The organism is Cognatishimia activa (assembly GCF_026016445.1).
Classification (GTDB): domain Bacteria; phylum Pseudomonadota; class Alphaproteobacteria; order Rhodobacterales; family Rhodobacteraceae; genus Cognatishimia; species Cognatishimia activa_B.
The window spans coordinates 3,107,706-3,130,034 of the sequence record NZ_CP096147.1 but is presented as its reverse complement, the minus strand read 5'-3'; the positions used below and the strand labels follow the sequence as shown (position 1 = coordinate 3,130,034).

Here is a 22,329-nt window from a genome sequence, read left to right as displayed (position 1 = left end):
AGAAAATTGAGTGGATTTTAGATGAGGAAACGGGAAAATTTCCAATGGACCGCATTGATCTCCAGATCTTATCCATCCTTCAAAAAGACAGTCAAATATCGATGGCAAAGCTGTCGGATCAAGTCGGTTTGTCGCTTTCTGCATGCCATCGTCGGGTTAAGTTGCTCGAGACAGATGGGAAAATTTCCCACTATGCAGCACACGTCAACAGAGCGGCAGTTGGCCTGCATATTCAAGTGTTTATCGAGGTCAAACTCAAGTCCCATAGGCGTGAAGATTTCGATGCTTTTGAAGAAGCCATCGCTCGGATCGACGATGTGCTTGAGTGCCATGTGATCACAGGCGAGTTCGATTATCTGATTCGCGTCGCGGCACCAAACTCCAGCGGATATGAGAGTGTATTGATGGATCGCCTTGCGACCATTCCATCCGTTTTGCACACCAAGACCATGCTTAGCATACGCACTGCCAAAGAATTCAGGGGATACAATATGGAAGGCCTAGACGGCTAGGCCATCGGCGCTCCGCTGCGCTTCCGGCAAGGTCCAAACATAGCGGCAATAGCCAAGATCACTCCTGATACGGTGGCGATCATACCGGCAGCGCTGACCGCATGGGTTGCTCCTAGCCAAAGTGGCCCGTAGCCAGCAGCAACATATCCCACGACCGCACTCAGTGCTGCGAAGATGACAGACCACATAATTTGCAGCTCAAGTTGATTGGTCATCATCCGTGCCGCCGCTGGCGGGCAAATGAACATGGCGATGACGATAATCGAACCAACGGCATCAAAAGCGGCAACCGCGGCAATTGCTGCCACAACAACCAACGCTAGGCCGATCTTCCCAGTTGGCATGCCGAGTGCCTCAGCAAAGCCCGGATCAAACGTAGAGATTTTCAGTGGTCTCCAGAACAGCCAAACAAACAGCGTAACGCCGATCAGGGTGACGAAGATGCGTCCCAATTCATCGGGAAGAGCGGCGAGAGCTGACGGATCAAAAACACTAGACCAGCCGGTCGCATCCAACCAGATCAGGCTTTCCAAATTCCCAAATAGAGCATGCTCGACATCAAGATGAACGCTGGATGTGTCGGTCTGCTCTAGGAGAAGCACCCCACCCGCGAACATGGCCGTAAAGGTTACCCCCATGGCGGCACCAGCCTCAATCTTTCCAAGCCGCCTGATGGCTTCGATCAGGGCAACAGCGACCAATGAGGCGACAGCTGCACCTATCATCATGGGCCAGGCGCTCACTACTCCTGTCATCAAAAAAGCGACCACAATTCCCGGTAGAACCACATGACTAATGGCATCTCCGATCAGAGCCTGCCGACGTAGAACCAGAAAGTTACCGGGCAAGGCACAGGCTATGGCTGAGAATATACCTATCAGAAGAGGTGTAAGACTCAGTGGGACGAATTCAGCGCCGCTCATACTGAAACCTCCGCCGGGCCACCGAGCTTTTTATCGATCTCATCAATCTGATCAGCGGTCAAAACAGTCTCTAATTCGCGCAATCCGTCGTAAAGCGCTGCCGCCCCCTCCATGGCTTGGTCTGCCCTCACAAGTTCCCAGCGCTTTTCATCAAGCAAGGCTTTCGCTGCACGCGCTTTGCCGTTCTCGGTGGCCACACCATCGGCTTGCACAAGTCCCGAAGACCTTAAAAGGCGCAGGGTGTAGCCTTCATAGATTGGCTGACCCTGCGCCAGTGCAAGCAACCCCTGACGCATATGTACGCGCCTTTGAAACCGGTGATGCCGCAATATAGCGGCCATCACCCCGCGGCCCGGCGCAAAGAGCATCGAAGCAGCAAAGAATGCAAAGCTGACCAGCACGATAATGGGGCCCGTTGGCAAAGCGGGTGCCGCTGCTGACAGAGCGGCCCCGATATAGGCTGCAGCCCCTCCTAAGAGCCCTGACAGAAGCACCACTTGATCCGTGCGATCGCTCCAGAACCGCGCCGTTACGGGTGGGATAATCAACATTGCGACGATTAAAATCAGGCCAACGATCTTCAGTCCGACCACTGTCACCGCCATCACAAGGGCCATAATCGCGAGGTCGATGCGATCGACATTCAGACCGCGGGCAGAAGCGTATTCCGGATCAAACGCTACGAGTGTCATCGGACGCCTCAAAGCCACGACAAGACCAAGCGTAACCAGGCCACCGACGGCAATCACGATGGCGTCATTCCACAACATGCCCGCAGTTGATCCAAGGAGAAAACCCTCTAGCCCGGCCTGACGCCCCGCACTTAAGTTCTGGATGACGGTCAGCAGCACGACGCCAAATCCAAAGAAGACGGACAACACCGCACCAATCGCTGCGTCCTCGGCCAGTCGCGTATATTTTGTCAGCCAACCGATACAAAGAAGGCCCAACCCAGCCGAAGCAGCTGATCCAAGCAATAGGCCTAGCAAGCTTCGCCCATCTCCGCCGAATGCGACCATAATTATGAAGGCCAAGCCTACGCCCGGTAGTGTCGCATGACTGATAGCGTCACTCACAAGCGCGCGTTTTCGGAGAAACAGGAAAGTCCCAGTAACACCCGCAGCGATCCCAAGCGCCATCGCGCCCAGTGTCACCAAAGTAGCATTGTATCCAAGCTGTAAGGTAAGGGCCTCAAGCCACATGTCAGCCCGCCGCGAGATCCAGCTGGTCGATTTGCGCCATCGCGAGGCGCCCGCCATAAGCAGCGCTCAGATTTTCTGATGTGAAGGTCGTAGCAACCGGACCTTCCGCGACCTTGCGTGTGTTGATCAAAAAGACGTTGTCGAAATACTCAGTCACTGTCGCAAGATCATGGTGCACCGACACAACGGTTTTACCTTCATTCTTGAGCGACTTCAGAACAGAGATAATCGCTTTTTCCGTGGCAGCATCAACACCAGCAAAGGGTTCATCAAGCAAATAGAGATCTGCTCCCTGCGCCAGGGCACGGGCCAAAAATACACGTTGCTGTTGGCCACCCGAGAGCTGGCCAATCTGACGGTCTGCGAAATCCGCCATACCAACGCGTTCAAGGCATTCTGTCGCCTTTGCGATATGGCGCGCTTTCATACGACGCAGCAGGCCAAGCTCTCGATAGAGACCCATCATAACAACATCCAAAACGCGGGTTGGGAAATCCCAATCCACGCTGGCCCGTTGCGGCACATACGCAATCCAGGCGCGCTGTGACTTCAGAGAGGCACCATAGACCGTGGCTTTACCAGCAAGCGGCTTGATCACACCCAACGCTGCCTTCAGCAGAGTGGACTTACCCGCACCGTTGGGACCGATGATGGCTGTCATCGCGCCTTCGGCAACGGTCATATCGACGGAGAATACAGCAGGCTTTTCACCGTAGGACACAGTCATGCCTCGGATCGCCAGGGGGCTTTCCGCAATTGGATCAGTGGCCAAAACACCCTGTTCTGTCGCCAATGCCAATGTCATGATCGTTCCTCCCAGGCCGCCCTTAAGATCCGGCGCTCAGCTTACCTTGCATTCCACGGGTCGGCACTTCGCCGCCCAGCGCGTCTGCAATCACGGTGATGTTGTGGTCAATCATGCCGACATAGGTGCCTTCGTAAGTGCCATCGACGCCCATGGCATCACTGAACAATTCGCCGCCGATTTTAACCTCATGGCCCTTCGCGGCCGCACCTTCGATCAGCGCGCGAATATTGCGGTCAGACACAGAGCTTTCCACGAAGATCGCTGACACCTTGCGTTCTACCAGCATGTCCACCAGTTCGCTGATGCGGTTCAGGCCTGCTTCGGACTGTGTTGAGATGCCCTGGATACCCAGAACTTCAAAGCCATAAGCCGTGCCAAAGTACCCAAACGCATCATGCGCAGTCAGCAGCACACGGGCTTCATTCGGCACTGTAGACATCGCCTCGTCAGAATAGGTCGCCAGCTTTGCAATTTCTTCCAGGTGCACAGCTGCATTTGCCTCAAAGGCCGCTTTTGACTCCGGCTGCAGTTCAATCAGAGAGTCGCGCACTTCGGTGACAACCTGAGACCACAGCGCCGGGTCCATCCACACATGCGGATCAAATTTGTCAGCGTAATCGTCGTGCCCCTTCAACGCATCTTTTGGCAGGCCTTCGGCCACTGCTACAACGCGGCGCTTGCCTTCGAGGTCATGGAAGAAATCTTCCATCTGCGCTTCCAGGTAAAGACCGTGCCACAGCACCAAGTCCGCACGGGTCATCGCAACAATGTCTGTACGGGTTTGACGGTAAGCATGCGGATCAACACCCGGCCCCATCAGGCCGCGTACATCCACAAGGTCGCCCCCCACCTGACGCGCGGCATCCGCGATCATTCCGGTAGTGGCCACGACGTTCAGCTTTTCAGCTGCACAAACAGGTGCTGCAAGTATGGCAGCGGCAACAGTCATAAACACTCGGCGAGAGAATCGCATTTCGGGCTTCCTTCTTCTTGCAACTGAATATGAGAATTATTCGCAACTTTGTCAACGCAATTGAGAATTATTCGCAACAATATTTGACCGATCGGACAAAAAATTGCCTGAATCGCCGCTCATGCGTCTTGAAAAGGTGCAACATGCATGAATAATTGGCCGCAATCTAAGCTTAGAGACCGTCATGCAAACAACCATTCAGCAAGACGCGACCCATCAGCTGCCGCAAGCTGTTGAGCCGCGCAATCCCGGCATGGAGCTCGACCTCGATTGGGTTCGCGCCGTGCAAGCCAATACTTCGGCCATCGAGCGCCGCGCGAAGACCCTTCCAGGACGGCGTTCTGTGAAGAAAGAGCACCAGGCCGCGTGGCTTTTGAAGGCGATTTCTTTGATGGACCTCACAACTCTTGCTGGGGATGACACCGAAGGTCGCGTGAAACGTCTTTGTGCAAAAGCCAAACAGCCCGTGCGTGAAGAGTTGCTGCAAGCCCTGGGCATGTCTGGCCTGACCACCGGTGCCATCTGCGTCTATCACGACATGATCGAAACAGCAGTGGCGGCCGCTGAAGGTACAGGCATTCCTGTAGCCGCGGTGTCCACGGGTTTTCCGGCTGGTCTCTCTCCCTTCCACCTGCGCGTAGAAGAAATCCGTCAATCTGTTGCGGCAGGCGCGGCTGAGATCGACATTGTAATCTCTCGTCGCCACGTACTGCAGGGCAATTGGCAGGCGCTCTATGACGAAATGAAAGCCTTCCGCGAGGCCTGCGGAGATGCACACGTGAAGGCGATCCTGGCAACGGGTGAGCTTGGCACCCTGCGTAATGTCTATAAAGCCTCGCTTGTTTGTATGATGGCAGGCTCCGACTTCATCAAAACCTCCACCGGCAAGGAAAGCGTGAACGCGACTCTGCCCGTGTCGTTAGTGATGATCCGCGCGATCCGCGAATATTACGAACGCACAGGTTTCCGCGTCGGCTACAAACCAGCGGGTGGTATTTCCAAAGCAAAAGATGCCCTCGTGTATCTTTCGCTGATTAAAGACGAACTCGGTGATCGTTGGCTGCAGCCAGATCTGTTCCGCTTTGGCGCTTCTTCGCTTCTGGGCGACATTGAACGCCAGTTAGAACACCACGTGACCGGCAAATACTCGGCGGGCTACCGCCACGCGATGGGATAAGAGATCATGACCGTCAAAGAAATCTTCGAAACCATGGACTATGGCCCTGCCCCTGAATCTGCCGCCGACGCATTGGCGTGGCTGGTCGATCAAGGCTCGGCATTCGGTCACTTCATCAACGGCAAGTTCACCGCACCTGCGGAAGGCTTTGACAGCAAGAACCCAGCCAATGGCGAAGTTCTGGCGCAGCTTTCGCAAGCATCTCAGGGTGATGTCGACACTGCAGTGAAAGCGGCGCGCACAGCGCAAAAGAAATGGGCGGCGCTACCCGGCCATAACCGTGCGCGTTACCTCTATGCCATTGCGCGATTGGTGCAAAAACACAGCCGTCTTTTTGCGGTGCTAGAGACGCTAGACAACGGCAAGCCAATTCGCGAAAGCCGCGATATCGATATCCCGCTGGTGCACCGTCACTTCTACTATCACGCCGGCATGGCCCAGCTGATGGACAGCGAGCTACCTGATCGCGAAGCGCTGGGGGTTTGCGGGCAGATCATCCCTTGGAACTTCCCGCTTCTGATGCTGGCCTGGAAAATCGCGCCTGCGATTGCTATGGGCAACACCGTTGTATTGAAACCAGCCGAGTACACTTCCCTCACTGCCCTTCTGTTTGCCGACATCTGCCGTCAGGCGGGCCTGCCGAAAGGCGTGGTGAACATCGTGACTGGCGACGGTGCAGTGGGCGAGATGATCGTGAACCACGAAGGCATCGATAAGATCGCCTTCACTGGTTCCACTTCCGTGGGCCGTAGAATCCGCGAAGCAACTGCCGGTTCTGGCAAGGCGCTGACTTTGGAATTGGGTGGTAAGTCGCCTTACATCGTCTTTGAAGATGCCGACATCGACAGCGCAATCGAAGGTCTCGTCGATGCGATTTGGTTTAACCAAGGCCAAGTCTGCTGCGCGGGCTCTCGCCTCTTGGTTCAGGAAGGCATCGCGGATCGTTTCTATACCAAGCTGAAAGCTCGTATGGATGGCCTGCGTATCGGCAATCCACTCGACAAATGCATCGACGTCGGCGCGGTGGTCGATCCGGTTCAGTTGAAAACCATCACTGATCTGGTCGACAGCAATGACGATGGCGAAATCTATCGCGCGAATAGTGCGGTGCCAGCCGAAGGTTGTTTCTACCCACCAACGCTGATCACCGGTCTATCCACAGCATCCAAGCTGATGCAGGAAGAAATCTTTGGCCCAGTCCTCTGCGCCATGACCTTCCGTACACCGGGTGAAGCCGTCGAAATCGCGAACAACACGCGATACGGTCTGGCGGCAACGCTATGGACGGAAAACGTGAACCTCGCGCTCGACATTGCACCGAAACTCACCGCTGGTGTGGTCTGGGTCAATGCAACCAACCTCTTTGATGCGGCAGCCGGTTTCGGCGGCGTGCGTGAAAGCGGCTTTGGACGCGAAGGTGGCTGGGAAGGTTTGGCGGCTTACACCAAGCCGAAAGCGAACAACAAGGCACTGTCAAAAGTCGAAGCTTTCACGGGTGAAGACGGCCCAGTCGATCCTCTGGATCGCACTGCCAAGCTTTATATTGGTGGCAAACAGGCGCGTCCTGATGGTGGGTATTCACAGAATATCTATGCCAAGAATGGAAAGCTGCTGGGCCAAGCGCCGATTGCTAATCGCAAAGACATCCGTAACGCGGTCGAAGCAGCGGCCGGCGCGAAAGCATGGTCCAAAACCACAGGACATCTGCGAGCGCAGATCATTTACTACATTGCCGAAAACCTCTCTGCCCGCGCCGATGAGTTCGCAGCGCGCATTGATGCTCTGACCGGTAAAAAGGGTGGCGACAAAGAAGTACAAGCGGCGATTTCTCGTCTCTTTACCTACGCGGCATGGGCGGACAAATACGACGGGCAGGCGCATGGTGTGCCAATCCGAGGTGTTGCTTTGGCGATGAAAGAACCAGTCGGTGTCATTGGCGCAATATGCTCGGATGACGCACCTCTTTTGGGTCTGGTTTCCGCAATGGCCCCAGCGATTGCTATGGGCAACCGTGTGGTCCTGACTGCGTCCGAGGCATACCCGTTGGCGGCACTCGACTTCTATCAGGTTCTGGAGACTTCCGACGTCCCTGCGGGCGTCGTGAACATTCTCTCTGGTAGCCATGAAGAACTCGCGAAAACCCTCGCCGATCACTTGAATGTCGACGCAGTCTGGAGCTTCTCTAGCAGCGACATTTCTGGCTCCATCGAGGGTGCAAGCGCAGGCAACCTGAAACGCACATGGGTCAACAACGGTCAATCGCGCGACTGGATGGGTGCCGCGGGTGAAGGCAAGGAGTTCCTTGAGGCCGCGACAGAAGTGAAAAACATCTGGATCCCTTACGGCGAATGACAAACGCATCCGGCAAACACGTCGTGATCCTTGGTGCTACCGGAGCGGTTGGTACCGAAGTCATGCGCGAGTTGGCCGTGATGGATGAGATTGAGAAAGTGACGGTGCTCACGCGCCGTCCTTTCACCGCGGTTAAATCAGAAAAATTCGACGAGCACGTCGTTGATCCACTTGATCCTGATTCGTACAGACACCTTCTTCCCAACCATGACGTTGCAATCTGCACGCTTGGCGTGGGTGGAGTTTCCTCGGTCAGCAAAGACGAATTCCTGCGCATTGATCGGGATGCCGTGATTGCATTCGGTCAAGCCGTCAAAGACGCCGGCGCTCAGCACTTTCAATTGTTGTCCTCTGTCGGAGTGAGCGCGAAGTCGCGTATTTTCTATTTGCGAAGCAAAGGCGAGCTAGAGAATGCTTTGCGATCAATGGGGTTCAAACGCCTCAGCCTCTTCCACCCGTCCAATATCCTCACACCTGCGAACCGTTATGGTATCGGGCAAGCTATAGTTCTGAAGGTCTGGCCACACCTCAATCCATTGCTTAGCGGACCGTTGCGTAGGTATCGGGGTATCCGCGTCAAAACCCTGGGGCAGTCCTTTGCACGAAATTGCTTAGTCGCGGGCGCATCGGAAGAAGTGCTGGAATGGGATGACTTTCAGGACTTAACCGACGGCTGAATTCGCATTATGGCAGTGTTAAAACAAACATCTGCGTATCGTCTGTCGACAACTCGTCACTCACTGTAAAACCTGCTTTCTGCAGAACTTTAGCCGATCCCGGGTTATCGTGCCCTACGCCACCCATGACGGTGATGTTGCGCCCGGAAGGTACCCGCTTGACCAAGCCCACTACCAGCTCGGTTGCGATACCCGCGCCCCAAGCTTCTTCTGCCAGCAAGTAGCCGATGTGTAGCTGAACCGGAGACGGGCTTTCTCCAAAGGCCGCTAAAATCAGCAGTCCTAACAGACTGCCAGAATGGCGGTCCTGCACCAGAAATGTATCGCCTGCACCGGCCTGCAACGACACCCAATCCGCGAGTTCTGAATCCGCCCCTGACAACTGCAGTGACGGGGGCAAATGCTTCAAGACTTTCGGCGTAAGCAGCTTGCCCAAGCCTTTTTCAAGCCAAGGCGGTGCTTCACCGGAAGACAACACGTCTTGCCAGTTTCGGACCCGCAAGCGATCCGTTTCAAAATCGGCAATCATGATGGCTCCCTATTTTGCACCGAGACTCATCGTAGGCATAAGTTTAGCACATACTGCTGTCCTGACCGGAAAAGGCGGTGTCTGAACGAGCGTAGCGGCTCTCTGGCATTACCCTTCAGGCTGACCAACGATCACAAAATGCAGATCCTCAGGGCGCAAAATCCGTTTTGCCACGCGTTTGATATCTTCCATCGAAACAGCATTCACACGGTCATTCCGCGTCGCAATGTAGTCGATAGGTAGATTATCCAGCTGCATGCCAACAAGGATGTTAGCAATCGGACCGTTGCCGTCAAACCGCAGCGGGTAAGCTCCCGTCAGATAGGTCTTCGCACGCATAAGTTCGTCCGCGGATGGCCCCTGCTCTGCCATGCGCTGCCATTCACTGCGGATCACTTCGATTGCCTGACCAATCCGGTCATTCGCAGAAGCGACCTGCCCAAGGTAGAGTTCGCCGTGGTCCTTAGAGATAAGGAAGGAACTGACACCATAGGTCAGACCTCGCTTCTCGCGCACTTCCTCCATCAATCGACTTTCAAAGCCTGAGCCACCAAGGATTTGGTTCAGGACATAGGCAGCAAAAAAATCAGGATCATCGCGTTCAATGCCTTCGTGCCCAAAGATCGCAACCGATTGTGGCGTTGCAAAATTAACAACGGTTTCGCCTCCAGCGAGCTGATATTCAGCCTCTCCTGGCAGCGCGGCGGATGTTTCAGGCAATCCGTCCAGTAGGTCGTCCAACAACAGACCGAGTTCTTCAGCTGTGATATCGCCGACCGCAGAAACGTACACATTGTCGAGTGCCATCGCGTTTTGATGTGCTGTTACAATGTCATCTCGTGTCAGGGCAGAAACACTGTCTTCAGTACCATTCAAGGATGTCGCATAGGGATGGCCTTCAAAGGCCAGGGCATCGAACGTTTGGCTGGCAATACGATCCGGGTCCTTTGCGTCGGACCGAATGATCGACAAGACTTGTTCCCGGACGCGATCCACAGACACCTGATCAAAACGTGGTTCCACAACGGATTTGCGTAGCAGAGCCACGGCCTCATCACGATTCTCGGTCAGAAAGCGGGCCGAGATGGCAACAACATCGTCATAGGCTTCATAGTCAAATTCAGCTGCCAACTCCTCGGCTTCCCTCGCAAAGTCTTGCGCGTCCATGTCGCCCGTGCCTTCCTCAAGCAGGCCAACCATCAGATTCGTGGCACCACGTTTGCCGGGTAAATCCAATGTGCCACCACCCTGGAACCAGACGTTCAATGCCACGAAAGGAATTGAGCTTTCCTCGACAAGCCAAGCCTTGGTTCCGTTCGGGCTGATAACTTCTTGAATATCAACCTCTGCATTTGCGGGAATTGCAGCAACTGCGATAACGGCGGCCAGAATAGTACGGATCATTGGCTCACCTCATTGGATTCAGTCTCGTCTACAGGGCGCATCAGCCAACCGGTGACTGATTTATCGATGTCAAAAACGCGTTTCGCAGCCGCGATGATGTCCTCTTCTGTAACCGCCTGCAAAATCTCAGGCCATGCACGCACATCTTCCACAGTCAATCCAGTGGTCAAAGCGCGACCGTAGCGGTTGCCAACGCTATCAGCGGAATCGCGGGCATAAATCTGCTCCGCACGGAGCTGCATTTTAATGCGCGCCAAGTGATCCGCATCAACGCCAGTTTCAATGAACTCTTTAACCGTGGCATCCAGCGCCGCCTCGGCATCTTCAAGCGACACACCCTGCGACGGCACGATCACCAAGTTGAAGGTGGTATCGTCCAGCGACATGCCGCCATAGAAGGATGTCACATAGACGGCCTGCTGCGTGCCGAATTGCAACTTCTGGGCCAAAACAGAGTTCGGACCCGTTCCAAGTACCTGAGCAAGCAAGGTCAGAGCGGCTGCTTCTTGCTGATCGCCAGCATCCCGTTCTGGCGCGAGATAGGAGCGGGTCACATATTCCTGAGCAACGCGCTCGTCAAAAAAGGTCAAGCGGCGAGCGGAGGTCTGGGGCGGTTCTTGCGGTCTATCGCGCTCAACCAGATCAGGATTTGCGGGAATGACCCCGTAATAGGTCTCTGCGAGTTTCTTTACCTCATCCGGGTCAACGTCACCTGCCACAACCAAAATGGCATTATTAGGCGCATAGAAATTTTTATAGAAATCAAGCGCGTCCTGCATGTCGAGCTTTTCCATCTCATGGCGCCAACCAATAATCGGGATACCGTAACGATGGTTGATATATTGCGCCGCCTGACGTTGCTCGCGGAAGAGCGCCCCTGCGCTATTCTCGGTGCGCTGGTTGCGTTCTTCGATGATAACATCGCGCTCGGTGAGAATGTCTTCTTCCGTCAGACGAAGATTGACCATCCGGTCGCTCTCCATCTGCATCATCAATTCTAAGCGGTCTGCAGCAACGCGCTGGTGATAGGCCGTGTAGTCGTAGCTTGTGAAGGCGTTATCGCGCCCGCCATTCTCAGCCACGATCTTGGAAAATTCGCCGACACCCAATGTGTCTGTGCCTTTGAACATCAGGTGCTCAAGGAAATGCGCAATCCCGGAGACGCCCGGATCCTCATCCGCAGACCCGGCCTTATACCAGACCATATGCATTGCAACGGGCGCTCTGTGGTCCTCGACAACGACAACCTGCATGCCGTTGTCCAGCATGAAATCCGTCACCATTTCCTGCGCCTTTAGGGGCAGAGTGGTGAGTGCAAAGGCACTCGCCAGCATCAGCAATCGCTGCATCAGTGTCTCCTTGGTCCGCTTGTCTAGATAGTTACGCCCCGCGCAGCACGCTTCAACCCCACAAACATCTTTGTGAGGGCAGCGTCAGGCATATCGCCGAAATCAATTTGGAGGTGGTGCCGTCGGCGTTTCTACACCCGCACGGCGCCAGCGCGCCAATTCGGCGTAGGCGTTCAGGTGATAGAAGCGATAGACTTCATTGTAGCGATCCGGGTTGGCCAATCGCCAACCTGTAAAGCGAGAGAATCGTCCGCGCACCGCATCATCATCTGTCGCAAGTTGATCCCGAATGCCTGCGCCGCTGCCATTGCGGGCAGCGTAGGATACAAGTGCATTGTCAGCAGAGGCGAATGTTCCAGCTTCCGGCGCTGGCTGCGCGCGACCACCGAGGGCGACATTCACATCATTTAGAGGATCCTGATCCGTCAGATTGCTGCCACCTGGCGTAGGCGTCGGTAATGACGAGTAGTTTTCAGGCTGGCTCAAAGGCTTGGAGGGGATGATCGCAAATTCATCGGGACCAGAGTCGTCTGAGGACAACACGCGAATGCCGCGCTCGTTGGCGCAGGCAGAGACCAAAAGGGCTAAACCGAAAATGACCACTCGCGACACGCGCATTGAAAAACTCCTGCCGTTTCGCACAGCTTTAGCGCATCACTGGCCCGACGTCACGCCTGCTTTTTTGCACCGCCCCAAAAGGCAAGGCCCAGCGCACCTGCGAATATCGAAATATCCGCGACATTGAAGGCGTATGGGTTCACAAACCCACAGCATGACATGTTCAAGAAATCAGCGACCGCGCCGTAAAGTAGGCGATCTACGACATTCCCTAACGCGCCACCAATCAAAAGACCTGCTGCGATCAGACCGACCTTACCCGGACGGTCCTTGGCCACCCAATAGTAGACAAATCCGCTGATCAGCAGAGCAACAACAATCAAAATCCATTTCGCCAGATTGGAACTGTCGGCCAATAAGCCAAAGTTGATGCCCTGATTCCATGCCATGTGGAAATTCAGCAGCGGCGGCAGGACTTCGATCTTACCCACCTCACGCAGCTCAAGCATATGCACCACAAGGTACTTACTCGCCTGATCTACGAGGAACGCCCAAAATCCTGCCCAAAATACGAGTTTCATCACTCGTGTCCTTTCCAAACTCCACCCCGACGTGGAACGCGGTCTTTCCGCTACCCCTGGCTGGGCTTTTCACCTCTGCTGGGAGCCATATGGCCCGACCGTCTCCGGACGGGCCGCTGTTAATATATCTTAATGGCGGAAATGGCGCATGCCTGTAAAGACCATTGCCAATCCGGCCTCATCTGCCGCTTTGATCACTTCGTCATCGCGCATGGAACCGCCTGGCTGGATCACGCATGTGCCGCCCGCCGCCGCTGCTTCCAGTAGACCGTCGGCGAATGGGAAAAAGGCGTCAGACGCTACTGCGGAACCTTTCGCAAGGCTTTCATCCAGCCCCAGTTCAGTTGCCATGCGCTGTGCTTTCGCCGCAGCTACATTGGCGCTGTCCAGACGCGACATCTGACCTGCACCAACACCAACAGTCGCACCATTCTTAACGTAAACGATCGCGTTGGATTTCACATGTTTGGCAACTTTCCATGCAAACTGCAGGTCGGCCATCTGTGCGTCAGTTGGCGCTTTCTTGGTCACAACTTTCAGCTCTTCGGCAGCAACCGAGCCAACGTCCTTGTCTTGCACCAGCATACCGCCAGCAACTTGCTTACAGGCCATGATCGGCTTGCGTGGATCTGGCAGACCGTCGGTCAGCAAAAGGCGTAGGTTTTTCTTGGCGGCGAAGATTTCTTTCGCCTCATCAGATGCACCCGGCGCAATCACAACTTCGGTGAAGATTTCAGTGATCTTAGTTGCTGTCTCTGCGTCCAAAGGCTGGTTCAGCGCCACGATGCCACCAAATGCCGAGGTGCGGTCGCAGTCAAAAGCTTTCTGGTAAGCTTCTACGAGAGTGTCACCCATGGCGACACCACATGGGTTCGCGTGTTTGATGATCGCAACCGCCGGGCAGGTGGAAGGATCGAATTCTGCAACCAGTTCAAACGCGGCATCTGTGTCGTTGATATTGTTGTAGGACAATTCTTTGCCCTGAAGCTGAGTGGCTGTTGCCACACCCTGGCGACCGGAACCATCGGTATAGAAAGCTGCCTGTTGGTGGCTGTTTTCACCATAACGCAGGGTCTGTACCAACTCGCCCGCAACCGCACGGCGACGAGGTGATTCCTCACCAATCGCAGATGCCATCCAGTTGGAGACCGCTGCGTCATAAGCTGCTGTGCGCGCATAGGCGATCTGCGCTTGTTTGCGGCGGAAAGCGTAGCTTGTCTGACCGTCGTTGGCTTCGATTTCAGCCAGCAAGCCATCATAATCCTGCACATCCACGATCACCGCGACATCATCATGGTTCTTGGACGCCGCACGGATCATTGCCGGGCCACCAATATCGATGTTTTCGATACAGGTCGCGTAGTCGCCACCCGCAGCCACAGTGGCCTCAAACGGATAAAGGTTCACAACCAGCAGATCTATACCACCGATACCGTGCTCATCCATGGCCGCGACATGCTCTGGGTTAGAGCGCAGCGCAAGCAGGCCGCCGTGCACTTTTGGGTGCAGGGTCTTAACACGGCCGTCCATCATCTCTGGGAAGCCAGTGACATCTGCCACATCCACCACGGTCAGCCCCGCATCACGCAGCGCCTTGGCGGAGCCACCGGTTGAGAGCAATTCCACGCCACGCGCAGCTAGCGCTTGGCCCAGCTCGATCAAGCCGGTTTTGTCAGAAACAGAAAGCAATGCGCGGCGAATAGGAGTCAGGTCGGTCATCAGGTCGAAGTCCAATCAGTGTGTCAGGTCCAGCTCATCCCGGTTCAAGTCACGAATGGCAATCGACGTATCTTGCGCCTTTGCCAATGACCACCGGATGCGCGTCGCATACTCCATTGCGACCCCGGATAAAACGACCTGTTTGGCCGCACGGGGCTTTAATCGCCCTTTTTCTAGATAAACAGACGATGTTAGGGCCAGATTCGCGCCGGAATTGTGCCTGAAGACCCAAATCTCTCCGCTTTTAAGCGCAATCGACACCGCAGCGCCGCCCAAATCGACTGCCGCATCCACGTCAGGATGCAAATGGAATCGGATCTGAAATGGCACGCCTTGCAGGCTTTTGGCATCCATAACCCGGTCAAATTGGCGTTTGGCAGTATCATCAAGGGCCAGCAATAAGTCCTCACCGGCAAGCCCGCGCCCATCAAATGTCAGTTCCAACGTGCGTGCATGGGTCAGCCCATGGGTCGAAACATAGCCATTGTGACCACCCTCCAGGCGAATGCCATCGGGGGCCTGGCTCAATTGAATTGGCACGTCACTGGGCGCATCAATCAATTGCTCTTGTCGCCAGCCTTTGGCTGTTTCACCCAATCGTGCTGACGAGAACCCATCCAGCGACAACGTGCTGTGGGAAGGTGTGGCCCGTCCTGCTCGACGCCAGTCCTCTCCGAAAGAAGCACCCGCACCGCAGTTCACAACCACAGGCCGCCGACCGCTGGTCATTTCGAAAGCAAGCGTTGAGGCATGCGCATTCAAAGAGTTTTCCCCGGAAGGTGGCGCGCTGCCATCAAGCACAATACTGGTGCGCCCTGATGAAAGACGCGCAAAGCCCATGGCCAATCCGTCAGCCTGACGCTCCTTCACCTCGCAAGCGGCTAAGGCTGCATCCAACCGACCTTCCATGCCACGCCCGCCTCCGTGAAACCGTGCAAGACCACCATCGGAATGGCGAAGCGTGCGCAGCGTTGGTGCAATTCTCTGAATGGCGTGCATGAGGGGGTCGCTTGGCTGGCGTTCGGCGTTTTCGAGAGCGACTCGCGCCCAGGTCAAAAGCGTCAAAACTTCCAGTAGCTCTTCAGGATTGCGCGTCGCGAGACCACCCTGATCATCGACCTGACGCTTGCATTCCTTTGAAAGTGCTTTCAGAGCAGGATCGACATGCTCAGCCATACCTTCCAGTGCAAGGCCAGCGTAAATCAAACCGGTCAGAGCCTCGAACCTTGGCAATCCCGGTGCCGTCGCATGCCACCGTCGACTTAGGAAAATCACCTGCTGTCCAAGGGATCGATAAAATGCGTCCGTGAGTTCTCGGTCCTGACCCTGCAAAAGGAAGATAGCGTGGTTGATCCAGCGGATCAGACGTCGCCCGGTGAGTTCCGGTGTCCAGCCAGAGCCGCGGCCCCGTCCATACCGATCGATCCAGCGCCAAACCCAAGCTTGGGCTTTAACGCGCGTGGCCTGATCACCAACTGCCGCCAAGTCATCCAGCCAGGCGAATCCGTGCAAATCCTGATCAAACTCAACATCCGGGGCTTCGATATCCCAGATCGACGTATCAGGTGAGACGATCAAGTGACCAGCAAATAGGAAATTGCCCGCCAAAAGCTGGCGACCTTTGGCGAAAACGCCAATTGTGCGGGGCTCTGGCATGGACGTAAACAACGTCGCAGGCCGCGCCAATGTACTCAGCCGTGCATGCACGCGGTGCATGGCGCGCGTATATCGCGAACCCAGGCCATTCGGATTGAGCATATGCTTCTGCCTCTTACGCTCTTGTGGCGTTTGAACGCAGTCTACTTGGCATTTTTTTCAAAGTCACCGATTCAATCACAGGCATAAAATTGCGCATGAAATCGCCGCGACAGAAGCGTCAATTATGCCTATTTTTTAACAAGGCAGGCGATATAGAACCCATCCATCCCACCTTTTTCAGCCCAATAGTCTGGACGCAGACGCAACCCGCCCTCTTCCGTGAACCAGCTTTCTTCCACACCGGCGATTCTCAATGCGTCGCGATTAGTAGCTATTCCGGGATGACGCGCCAAAGCGTCCTCCACCTGGCACTCACCTTCATCTGGCAGCAACGAGCAGGTGCAATACACCAAACGACCACCGGGGTTCAGCATATCAATCGCGTGATCCAACATGGTGGCTTGCAAAGCAATCAATTCGCCAAAATCGCTGCCGTCCTTGGCGAAGGGCAAATCTGGATGACGGCGGATGGTCCCTGTCGCGGAACAGGGCGCATCCAATAGGATCGCATCATATTTACCGGTTTCTTCCAGCGCGTCGCCAACAACCAGTTCCGCATCCAGTTTGGTGCGCTTCAAGTTCTCACGCACGCGTTCCATGCGGTTTTTGCTGTTATCAACCGCCCGGACCCTGGCTCCGGTAGCAGCAATTTGCATGGTCTTACCTCCGGGGGCAGCGCAGAGCTCTAAAACGACTTCGCCTTCCTTCGGAGCCAACACTTGCACCGGAAGCGCTGCTGCAGCGTCCTGAACCCACCAACTGCCTTTCTTAAATCCCGGCATCGTGGAGACCTGCCCCGCGTCTTCCAGACGTACAGAACCCGTCTCAAGCAATTCACCACCTAGAGAGCGTTGCAACGCGCCTTTGTCGCCTTTCGCAGTCAGATCAAGCGGGGCACCATCGAAATGCGCTTTTTCCATCGCCTGCACGGTATCGCCGCCATAAGCCATAACCATCGGATCACGCAGCCATTTGGGCAAACGCGGTATACGCAGAGCGTTCCAAGCATCTGGTCCTGCCGCCGCAACTTTGCGCAGCACCGCATTCACGAGTCCCTTCATGGAAGCAGTGCGTTTGTTCGCTCCGACAATGGTAACGGCGCTATTCACAATCCCATGTGCGGCACCACCTTGGCAAAGCTCAACCGTCGCAACACGTAGCGCATTGCGCACAGTCAATGGCGGGTACTTTTGCAGATGTTTTTGCAGCATGCGGTCGGCCCGTTCCATGCCGCGTAGAGTATCGAGCGCCAAACGTTGAGCAGTCGCCCGTTCGGCTGGCTGTAGGCGATCCAACACCCCGGCAGCAATACACTCAGACAGCAAGCGCCCTTCACCAATCACCTGATCCAACAGGTAAACGGCAGTTCGCCGCGCTTGAACGCCTGTTTGCGCCATTGTCACAACCCTCTAATCAGTATCCCATCCCACTCTTGTCCAGACGGGATGGGGGCGTATATCAAGGGGCAGTTTGGAAAGAAAGGCGCACAATGAGCGAATCTGACAGAGATATTGCGAACCTGCCTCCGGCGGCCCAGCGCGCCCTTGCCGAAGCTGAAGAGCGTCGCAAGAAAGCCAAGGAACTGGAACTGGCACCTGAGCTCGGTGGTCGCGATGGCCCTGAACCCGTACGTTTCGGGGACTGGGAAAAGAAAGGTATCGCGGTCGATTTCTGACGCGGCATTTGCATCTGCGTTATGCTCTCAGAGCAACCGTGCGCCTAAGTCGCAGGTCTCAAATTTGAACTTGTTGATATGGGAACTTACGTATCCTGTGTGAACAGATGGAACGCGCTATGACCGAATTAACAATGGATCGCCCATTGATGCCAGCTATCCGCAATGGATTGGCATTAAAATGCCCAAAATGTGGTGAAGGCGATGTCCTGCACAGCTATCTGAAGGTGCATGACGAATGCCCAGTGTGCCACGAGGAATTGCATCACCACCGTGCGGATGACGGACCAGCATACCTAACCATCCTTCTCGTCGGCAAAGTTATGATTCTCGCGCTGACAATGATGTGGGAATTCTGGCGCCCTGATCCACTGACCATGGCTTTGGTGATCAGTGCGATCGCCCTTGTCATTTCTTTGCTCGCGCTACCGCGCTTTAAGGGTATGATTGTGGCTTACCAATGGGCCAAGCGCATGCATGGATTTGACAAGCGCTAAGTGACTGGCTGGGGTCAAAGCCCCAGCACATCCACCATATCATAGTGACCGGGCATTTTGTCCTGCCCCCAGAGTGCAGCTTTCAGAGCGCCGCGCGCAAAGATAGCGCGATCTGTAGCGACATGGCGTAGAACAATGCGTTCGCCGGCTGCTGCAAAGAGCACATCATGCTCGCCGACGATATCTCCGCCACGAATTGCCGTGAATCCGATGTTCCCCTTTTTGCGGGCACCGGTGATGCCATCACGGCCACGATCCGCGACATCATTCAGTTCGACGCCACGACCTTCGGCGGCCGCTTCACCAAGCATCAATGCCGTGCCTGATGGTGCATCAACCTTGTGGTGGTGATGCGCTTCGATGACTTCGATATCAAAGTCTTCATCCAGTGCAGCCGCCACTTTCTTTGTCAGCTGCGTGAGCAAATTCACGCCAAGGCTCATATTGCCTGCACGCACAATGACTGAATGGTAAGACGCTGGCTTAAGCTGAGCGATTTCGTCATCGCTCATACCAGTTGTACCGATCACATGCACAGCGCGCGCCTGGGCTGCCAGTTTGGAGAATTCTAATGTCGCAGCAGGAGCGGTGAAATCGATGACCGCCTGCGCTTTCGCAAAGGCTTCCAGTGGTTTATCGGTAACTGTCACGCCAATAGCAGAACCGCCCATGGCGACGCCAACATCCTGCCCCACCCAGTCGTTACCGGTCCGCTCAACCGCCCCGACCAGTTTGGCCTTGTCGCTTTCGACAACGGTCTTAATCAGCATCTGTCCCATGCGGCCTGAGGCGCCTGTGATTACGATACCCGGCAGGTCTTCCATCTTACTCTCCTATTCGGTATGACCCTGCCTTTACTGCAATCTGGCGCGCTTGGCAAAGGGGCCGAAAGCGCATAAGGGATGGCTATGGCTAAGAATAACTTTCATGGCGACGCGGGACCTTCTCAGCGTCAATTACGCGTCGGCGAAACCATTCGCCGTGGTCTGTCTGAGATTCTGATGCGGGGCGACATCCACGACCCTGATCTGAACCGCATGTCGATCACCGTTGGCGAGGTCCGCACATCTCCAGACCTTCGGATTGCAACCGCCTATGTTTTACCCCTTGGCGGCAAAGGCAAAGATCAGGTTCTGAAGTTGCTTTCCAATAACAAGCACGAGCTACGCCGAATGATTGGTAAAAAGCTCGGCCTGAAACATACGCCTGAACTGCGGTTCCAGCTGGATCAGACTTTTGATCAGATGGATGAAACACGTCGCATTCTTGGCGATGAACGCGTACGTCGCGATGTCGATACTCCCAACGAGGGTGACGCGTGAAAGCATTCCTTGGCCTGATTGCAGCATTCGTTGCCTGGCCAATCGCTGCCAGCGCTGTCACCTGCAGTGATGAAACCTTTGAGGGTAATCGCTACACCGTCTGTGAAGTGAATGCGCAGCAGGAAGAGTTGCGACTCTTTTTGCGCGATTCCAGCGGCAAGATTTACGGTCAATTCGATGCAATCGAAGCCGACCTACCCGAAGATAAGACCCTATCCTTCGCGATAAACGGCGGCATGTATCATCCGGATCGACGTCCGGTGGGATATTACGTCGAAAATGGCGTTCAGAGCCAACACCTCTATCCCAATGCCGGACCCGGCAATTTCGGGCTGGTTCCAAATGGCGTCTTCTGCATCCGCGCTGGCCGAGCAAATGTCATTGAGTCAAAGCAGTTCCAAGCGGACAACACGTCTTGCATCTTCGCAACCCAATCTGGCCCAATGTTGGTGATTGACGGCGCGTTGCATCCGCGGTTCTTAGAAACCAGCACATCCAAATTCATCCGCAATGGTGTGGGCACATCCACGGACGGCGCACGTGCTGTGTTTGTGAAATCCGAAAACAGCGTGAACTTTCATGAGTTCGCGCGCTACTTTCGCGATGTTCTCAAGCTCGATCAGGCTTTGTTTCTAGATGGCAAAGTCAGCCGGCTTCACGCCCCTAAATTCAACAGATCCGATCCTGGGTTCTGGTTGGGTCCCATCATTGGCGTTGTAGAGTAGCGCATGCACGCGCCCATGCACCATTTGCGGATGCGCCGGCACGGTCTGATCCAAGGATCGGACGGAATCGCCTCGTAGGTTTTCTTTGGCCAATTGACCTGAGCCTTGGCATTGTATAGGCCGCGCAACTCGAAGCTTTGAGAACTCAAGAGGACTGCATGGGGCGCTCACGTAAAGGTCGCGACATTTCGGGCTGGCTGATTATTGATAAACCAGCTGGGATCACCTCAACTGCGGTGGTCAACAAAGTCCGTTGGGCCTTTGGCGCCAAAAAAGCAGGACACGCGGGTACGCTGGACCCTGAAGCGACGGGCGTTCTCGCGGTGGCGTTGGGCGAAGCGACAAAGACCATCCCATTCATCACGGACGCTTTGAAGTGTTATGAATTCACCGCGCGCCTGGGGCAGGCAACCAACACGGATGACGCTGAAGGTGAAGTGATCGCCCAATCAGATCAGCGTCCTTCAGATGATGAGATCAAAGCCGCGCTGGGACAGTTTGTGGGTGACATACAGCAAGTTCCACCCAAGTTTTCAGCTGTGAAAATTGACGGTCAGCGCGCATATAAGTTGGCACGTGACGGAGAAGACATCGAAATTGCCGCACGTCCTTTGTGGGTGGAAAGCCTGATCATGCTGAACCGCGAAGACGAAGATCACGTTTTCCTAGAGCTCACCTGTGGCAAGGGTGGCTACGTGCGCTCAATTGCACGCGATCTTGGGGAAAGTCTCGGCTGCTTTGGTCATGTGCGCGAGCTACGCCGGATCTGGTCTGGGCCGTTTGATATTGCTGATGCGATTACACTTGACCAAATCGATGATCTGGCGAAGACGCCTGAGATCGATGTGCTTCTGCGCCCGTTGACTGTTGGACTGAATGATATCCCAGAGGTGACCTGTTCTGCCGAAACAGCCACAAAATTGCGAAACGGCAATCCAGGAATGGTGATCGCGACAGACCTAGACTACGGCGACACATGCTGGGCAAGCTTTGAGGGGCGGCCAGTGGCTATCGGAACCTTCAAGGCGGGCGAACTACACCCTAGCCGCGTGTTTGTGCTTCCGGCCACGCAATGATTACGCGCAGGTTTCAAAAGGGCGATGCAGCCTCTGAAGCCGTTTACTCGGAGTGCGAAACCTACCGCTACGCCTTGACCCGCGTTTGGGACGAGCAAAGACCTAAGCTTTTGTTCATCATGTTGAACCCATCAAAGGCTACGGAAGAACAGAACGACCCAACAATCGAACGCTGCGAAAGGCGCGCTCGCGCTTTGGGGTTTGGCGCCTTTCGGGCCACAAATATCTTTGCACTACGCGAAACCGACCCTCACGCAATGCGCAAGCATCCAGAGCCAGAGGGATCATGCAACGCATCCGTTTTGCTAGCCGCCTGCAACTGGGCGGATCAAATTCTCGCTGCGTGGGGCGTGCATGGTGCACATCGCAATCAAGGACCGATGATCCGAGATAGACTCTGGCAATCCGGCCATACGCTATACCAATTTGGATTGACAAAAGACGGCCACCCTCGGCATCCCCTTTATGTGGCGTACGCGCAAAAACCGGAGCTTTGGCAAAGGTAAGGAGAT

23 protein-coding genes are annotated in these 22,329 nt (G+C 55.1%); 10 read left to right on the top strand and 13 right to left on the bottom strand.

Translation table 11 applies throughout. From position 1 onward, the window contains the following. Positions 1 to 44 precede the first annotated feature (44 nt). A complete protein-coding gene (locus M0D42_RS15645) occupies positions 45 to 512 on the top strand; it encodes an Lrp/AsnC family transcriptional regulator (protein ID WP_265019526.1) in 468 nt (155 codons plus the stop codon). On the opposite strand, the gene M0D42_RS15640 is transcribed toward M0D42_RS15645, so the two are convergent. Genes M0D42_RS15640 through M0D42_RS15625 form a run of 4 tightly spaced genes read right to left on the bottom strand, consistent with a single transcriptional unit; the run spans position 509 to position 4,418 of the window. After that, the gene (locus M0D42_RS15640; RefSeq protein ID WP_265019525.1) at positions 509 to 1,435 is read right to left on the bottom strand and encodes a metal ABC transporter permease; all 927 of its coding nucleotides are present in this window, start codon (positions 1,433 to 1,435) and stop codon (positions 509 to 511) included. The two genes, M0D42_RS15645 and M0D42_RS15640, sit on opposite strands and share 4 nt — an antisense overlap. Further along, a complete protein-coding gene (locus M0D42_RS15635) occupies positions 1,432 to 2,637 on the bottom strand; it encodes a metal ABC transporter permease (protein ID WP_265019524.1) in 1,206 nt (401 codons plus the stop codon). Before M0D42_RS15635 ends, M0D42_RS15640 begins: the two co-directional genes overlap by 4 nt. Before the next feature lies 1 nt (position 2,638). Next, positions 2,639 to 3,442 (bottom strand): metal ABC transporter ATP-binding protein, encoded by an 804-nt coding sequence (locus M0D42_RS15630; RefSeq protein ID WP_265019523.1) that lies wholly within the window; start codon positions 3,440 to 3,442, stop codon positions 2,639 to 2,641. Positions 3,443 to 3,464: 22 nt separating this feature from the next. Further along, a complete protein-coding gene (locus M0D42_RS15625) occupies positions 3,465 to 4,418 on the bottom strand; it encodes a metal ABC transporter solute-binding protein, Zn/Mn family (RefSeq protein ID WP_419195950.1) in 954 nt (317 codons plus the stop codon). 184 nt (positions 4,419 to 4,602) lie between these two features. On the opposite strand from M0D42_RS15625, the gene deoC reads away from it, so the two are divergent. From deoC to M0D42_RS15610, 3 genes are read left to right on the top strand one after another with little or no spacing between them, the layout of a single operon-like run. Next, positions 4,603 to 5,595, top strand: coding sequence for a deoxyribose-phosphate aldolase (deoC, locus tag M0D42_RS15620; RefSeq protein ID WP_265019522.1), 993 nt, complete (start codon positions 4,603 to 4,605; stop codon positions 5,593 to 5,595). Between the two features lie 6 nt (positions 5,596 to 5,601). After that, the gene (locus M0D42_RS15615; RefSeq protein ID WP_265019521.1) at positions 5,602 to 7,947 is read left to right on the top strand and encodes an aldehyde dehydrogenase family protein; all 2,346 of its coding nucleotides are present in this window, start codon (positions 5,602 to 5,604) and stop codon (positions 7,945 to 7,947) included. Beyond that, positions 7,944 to 8,624, top strand: a complete 681-nt coding sequence (locus M0D42_RS15610; protein WP_265019520.1) for an NAD(P)H-binding protein — start codon at positions 7,944 to 7,946, stop codon at positions 8,622 to 8,624. Before M0D42_RS15615 ends, M0D42_RS15610 begins: the two co-directional genes overlap by 4 nt. 7 nt (positions 8,625 to 8,631) lie before the next feature. Here M0D42_RS15610 and M0D42_RS15605 read toward each other — a convergent pair whose 3' ends face one another. From M0D42_RS15605 to M0D42_RS15570, 8 genes are all read right to left on the bottom strand, one after another. Next, the gene (locus M0D42_RS15605) at positions 8,632 to 9,153 is read right to left on the bottom strand and encodes a GNAT family N-acetyltransferase (RefSeq protein ID WP_265019519.1); all 522 of its coding nucleotides are present in this window, start codon (positions 9,151 to 9,153) and stop codon (positions 8,632 to 8,634) included. A 108-nt stretch (positions 9,154 to 9,261) separates the two neighbouring features. Next, on the bottom strand, positions 9,262 to 10,557 hold the full coding sequence (locus tag M0D42_RS15600) for a M16 family metallopeptidase (protein ID WP_265019518.1): 1,296 nt from the start codon (positions 10,555 to 10,557) through the stop codon (positions 9,262 to 9,264). Then, on the bottom strand, positions 10,554 to 11,906 hold the full coding sequence (locus tag M0D42_RS15595) for a M16 family metallopeptidase (protein ID WP_265019517.1): 1,353 nt from the start codon (positions 11,904 to 11,906) through the stop codon (positions 10,554 to 10,556). Before M0D42_RS15595 ends, M0D42_RS15600 begins: the two co-directional genes overlap by 4 nt. Positions 11,907 to 12,008: 102 nt before the next feature. Beyond that, a complete protein-coding gene (locus tag M0D42_RS15590; protein ID WP_265019516.1) occupies positions 12,009 to 12,524 on the bottom strand; it encodes a DUF3035 domain-containing protein in 516 nt (171 codons plus the stop codon). Between the two features lie 50 nt (positions 12,525 to 12,574). Beyond that, complete coding sequence (gene lspA / locus M0D42_RS15585; RefSeq protein WP_265019515.1) at positions 12,575 to 13,045, bottom strand: signal peptidase II; 471 nt, start codon at positions 13,043 to 13,045, stop codon at positions 12,575 to 12,577. Positions 13,046 to 13,174: 129 nt separating this feature from the next. Further along, the gene (gene purH, locus M0D42_RS15580; RefSeq protein WP_265019514.1) at positions 13,175 to 14,764 is read right to left on the bottom strand and encodes a bifunctional phosphoribosylaminoimidazolecarboxamide formyltransferase/IMP cyclohydrolase; all 1,590 of its coding nucleotides are present in this window, start codon (positions 14,762 to 14,764) and stop codon (positions 13,175 to 13,177) included. A gap of 15 nt (positions 14,765 to 14,779) precedes the next feature. Then, entirely contained in the window at positions 14,780 to 16,522 is a 1,743-nt protein-coding gene (locus M0D42_RS15575) for a heparinase II/III family protein (RefSeq protein WP_419195949.1), read from the bottom strand. A 128-nt stretch (positions 16,523 to 16,650) separates the two neighbouring features. Further along, positions 16,651 to 17,919, bottom strand: a complete 1,269-nt coding sequence (locus M0D42_RS15570; protein WP_265019513.1) for an RsmB/NOP family class I SAM-dependent RNA methyltransferase — start codon at positions 17,917 to 17,919, stop codon at positions 16,651 to 16,653. 92 nt (positions 17,920 to 18,011) lie between these two features. Here M0D42_RS15570 and M0D42_RS15565 point away from each other — a divergent pair, with 92 nt between their 5' ends. Together M0D42_RS15565 and M0D42_RS15560 are read left to right on the top strand one after the other, a co-directional pair. Continuing rightward, positions 18,012 to 18,197, top strand: a complete 186-nt coding sequence (locus tag M0D42_RS15565; protein WP_265019512.1) for a DUF1674 domain-containing protein — start codon at positions 18,012 to 18,014, stop codon at positions 18,195 to 18,197. Positions 18,198 to 18,316: 119 nt separating this feature from the next. Beyond that, a complete protein-coding gene (locus M0D42_RS15560) occupies positions 18,317 to 18,694 on the top strand; it encodes a DUF983 domain-containing protein (RefSeq protein WP_265019511.1) in 378 nt (125 codons plus the stop codon). A gap of 14 nt (positions 18,695 to 18,708) precedes the next feature. Here the strand turns inward: M0D42_RS15560 and dapB are convergent, their stop codons facing one another. After that, positions 18,709 to 19,518 carry a 4-hydroxy-tetrahydrodipicolinate reductase gene (dapB, locus tag M0D42_RS15555; protein ID WP_265019510.1) on the bottom strand — a complete coding sequence of 270 codons (810 nt, stop codon included), beginning with the start codon at positions 19,516 to 19,518 and terminating at the stop codon, positions 18,709 to 18,711. Between the two features lie 84 nt (positions 19,519 to 19,602). Between dapB and rbfA the strand changes: the two genes are divergently transcribed. The 4 genes from rbfA (at position 19,603) to M0D42_RS15535 (ending at position 22,323) form a co-directional block, all read left to right on the top strand. Next, entirely contained in the window at positions 19,603 to 20,016 is a 414-nt protein-coding gene (gene rbfA, locus M0D42_RS15550) for a 30S ribosome-binding factor RbfA (protein WP_265019509.1), read from the top strand. Next, complete coding sequence (locus M0D42_RS15545; protein ID WP_265019508.1) at positions 20,013 to 20,741, top strand: phosphodiester glycosidase family protein; 729 nt, start codon at positions 20,013 to 20,015, stop codon at positions 20,739 to 20,741. The genes rbfA and M0D42_RS15545 overlap by 4 nt, the downstream gene beginning before the upstream one ends. 158 nt (positions 20,742 to 20,899) lie before the next feature. After that, positions 20,900 to 21,817, top strand: coding sequence for a tRNA pseudouridine(55) synthase TruB (gene truB / locus M0D42_RS15540; protein ID WP_265019507.1), 918 nt, complete (start codon positions 20,900 to 20,902; stop codon positions 21,815 to 21,817). Beyond that, a complete protein-coding gene (locus M0D42_RS15535; RefSeq protein ID WP_265019506.1) occupies positions 21,814 to 22,323 on the top strand; it encodes a DUF1643 domain-containing protein in 510 nt (169 codons plus the stop codon). The genes truB and M0D42_RS15535 overlap by 4 nt, the downstream gene beginning before the upstream one ends. The last annotated feature ends 6 nt before the right edge of the window (positions 22,324 to 22,329 follow it).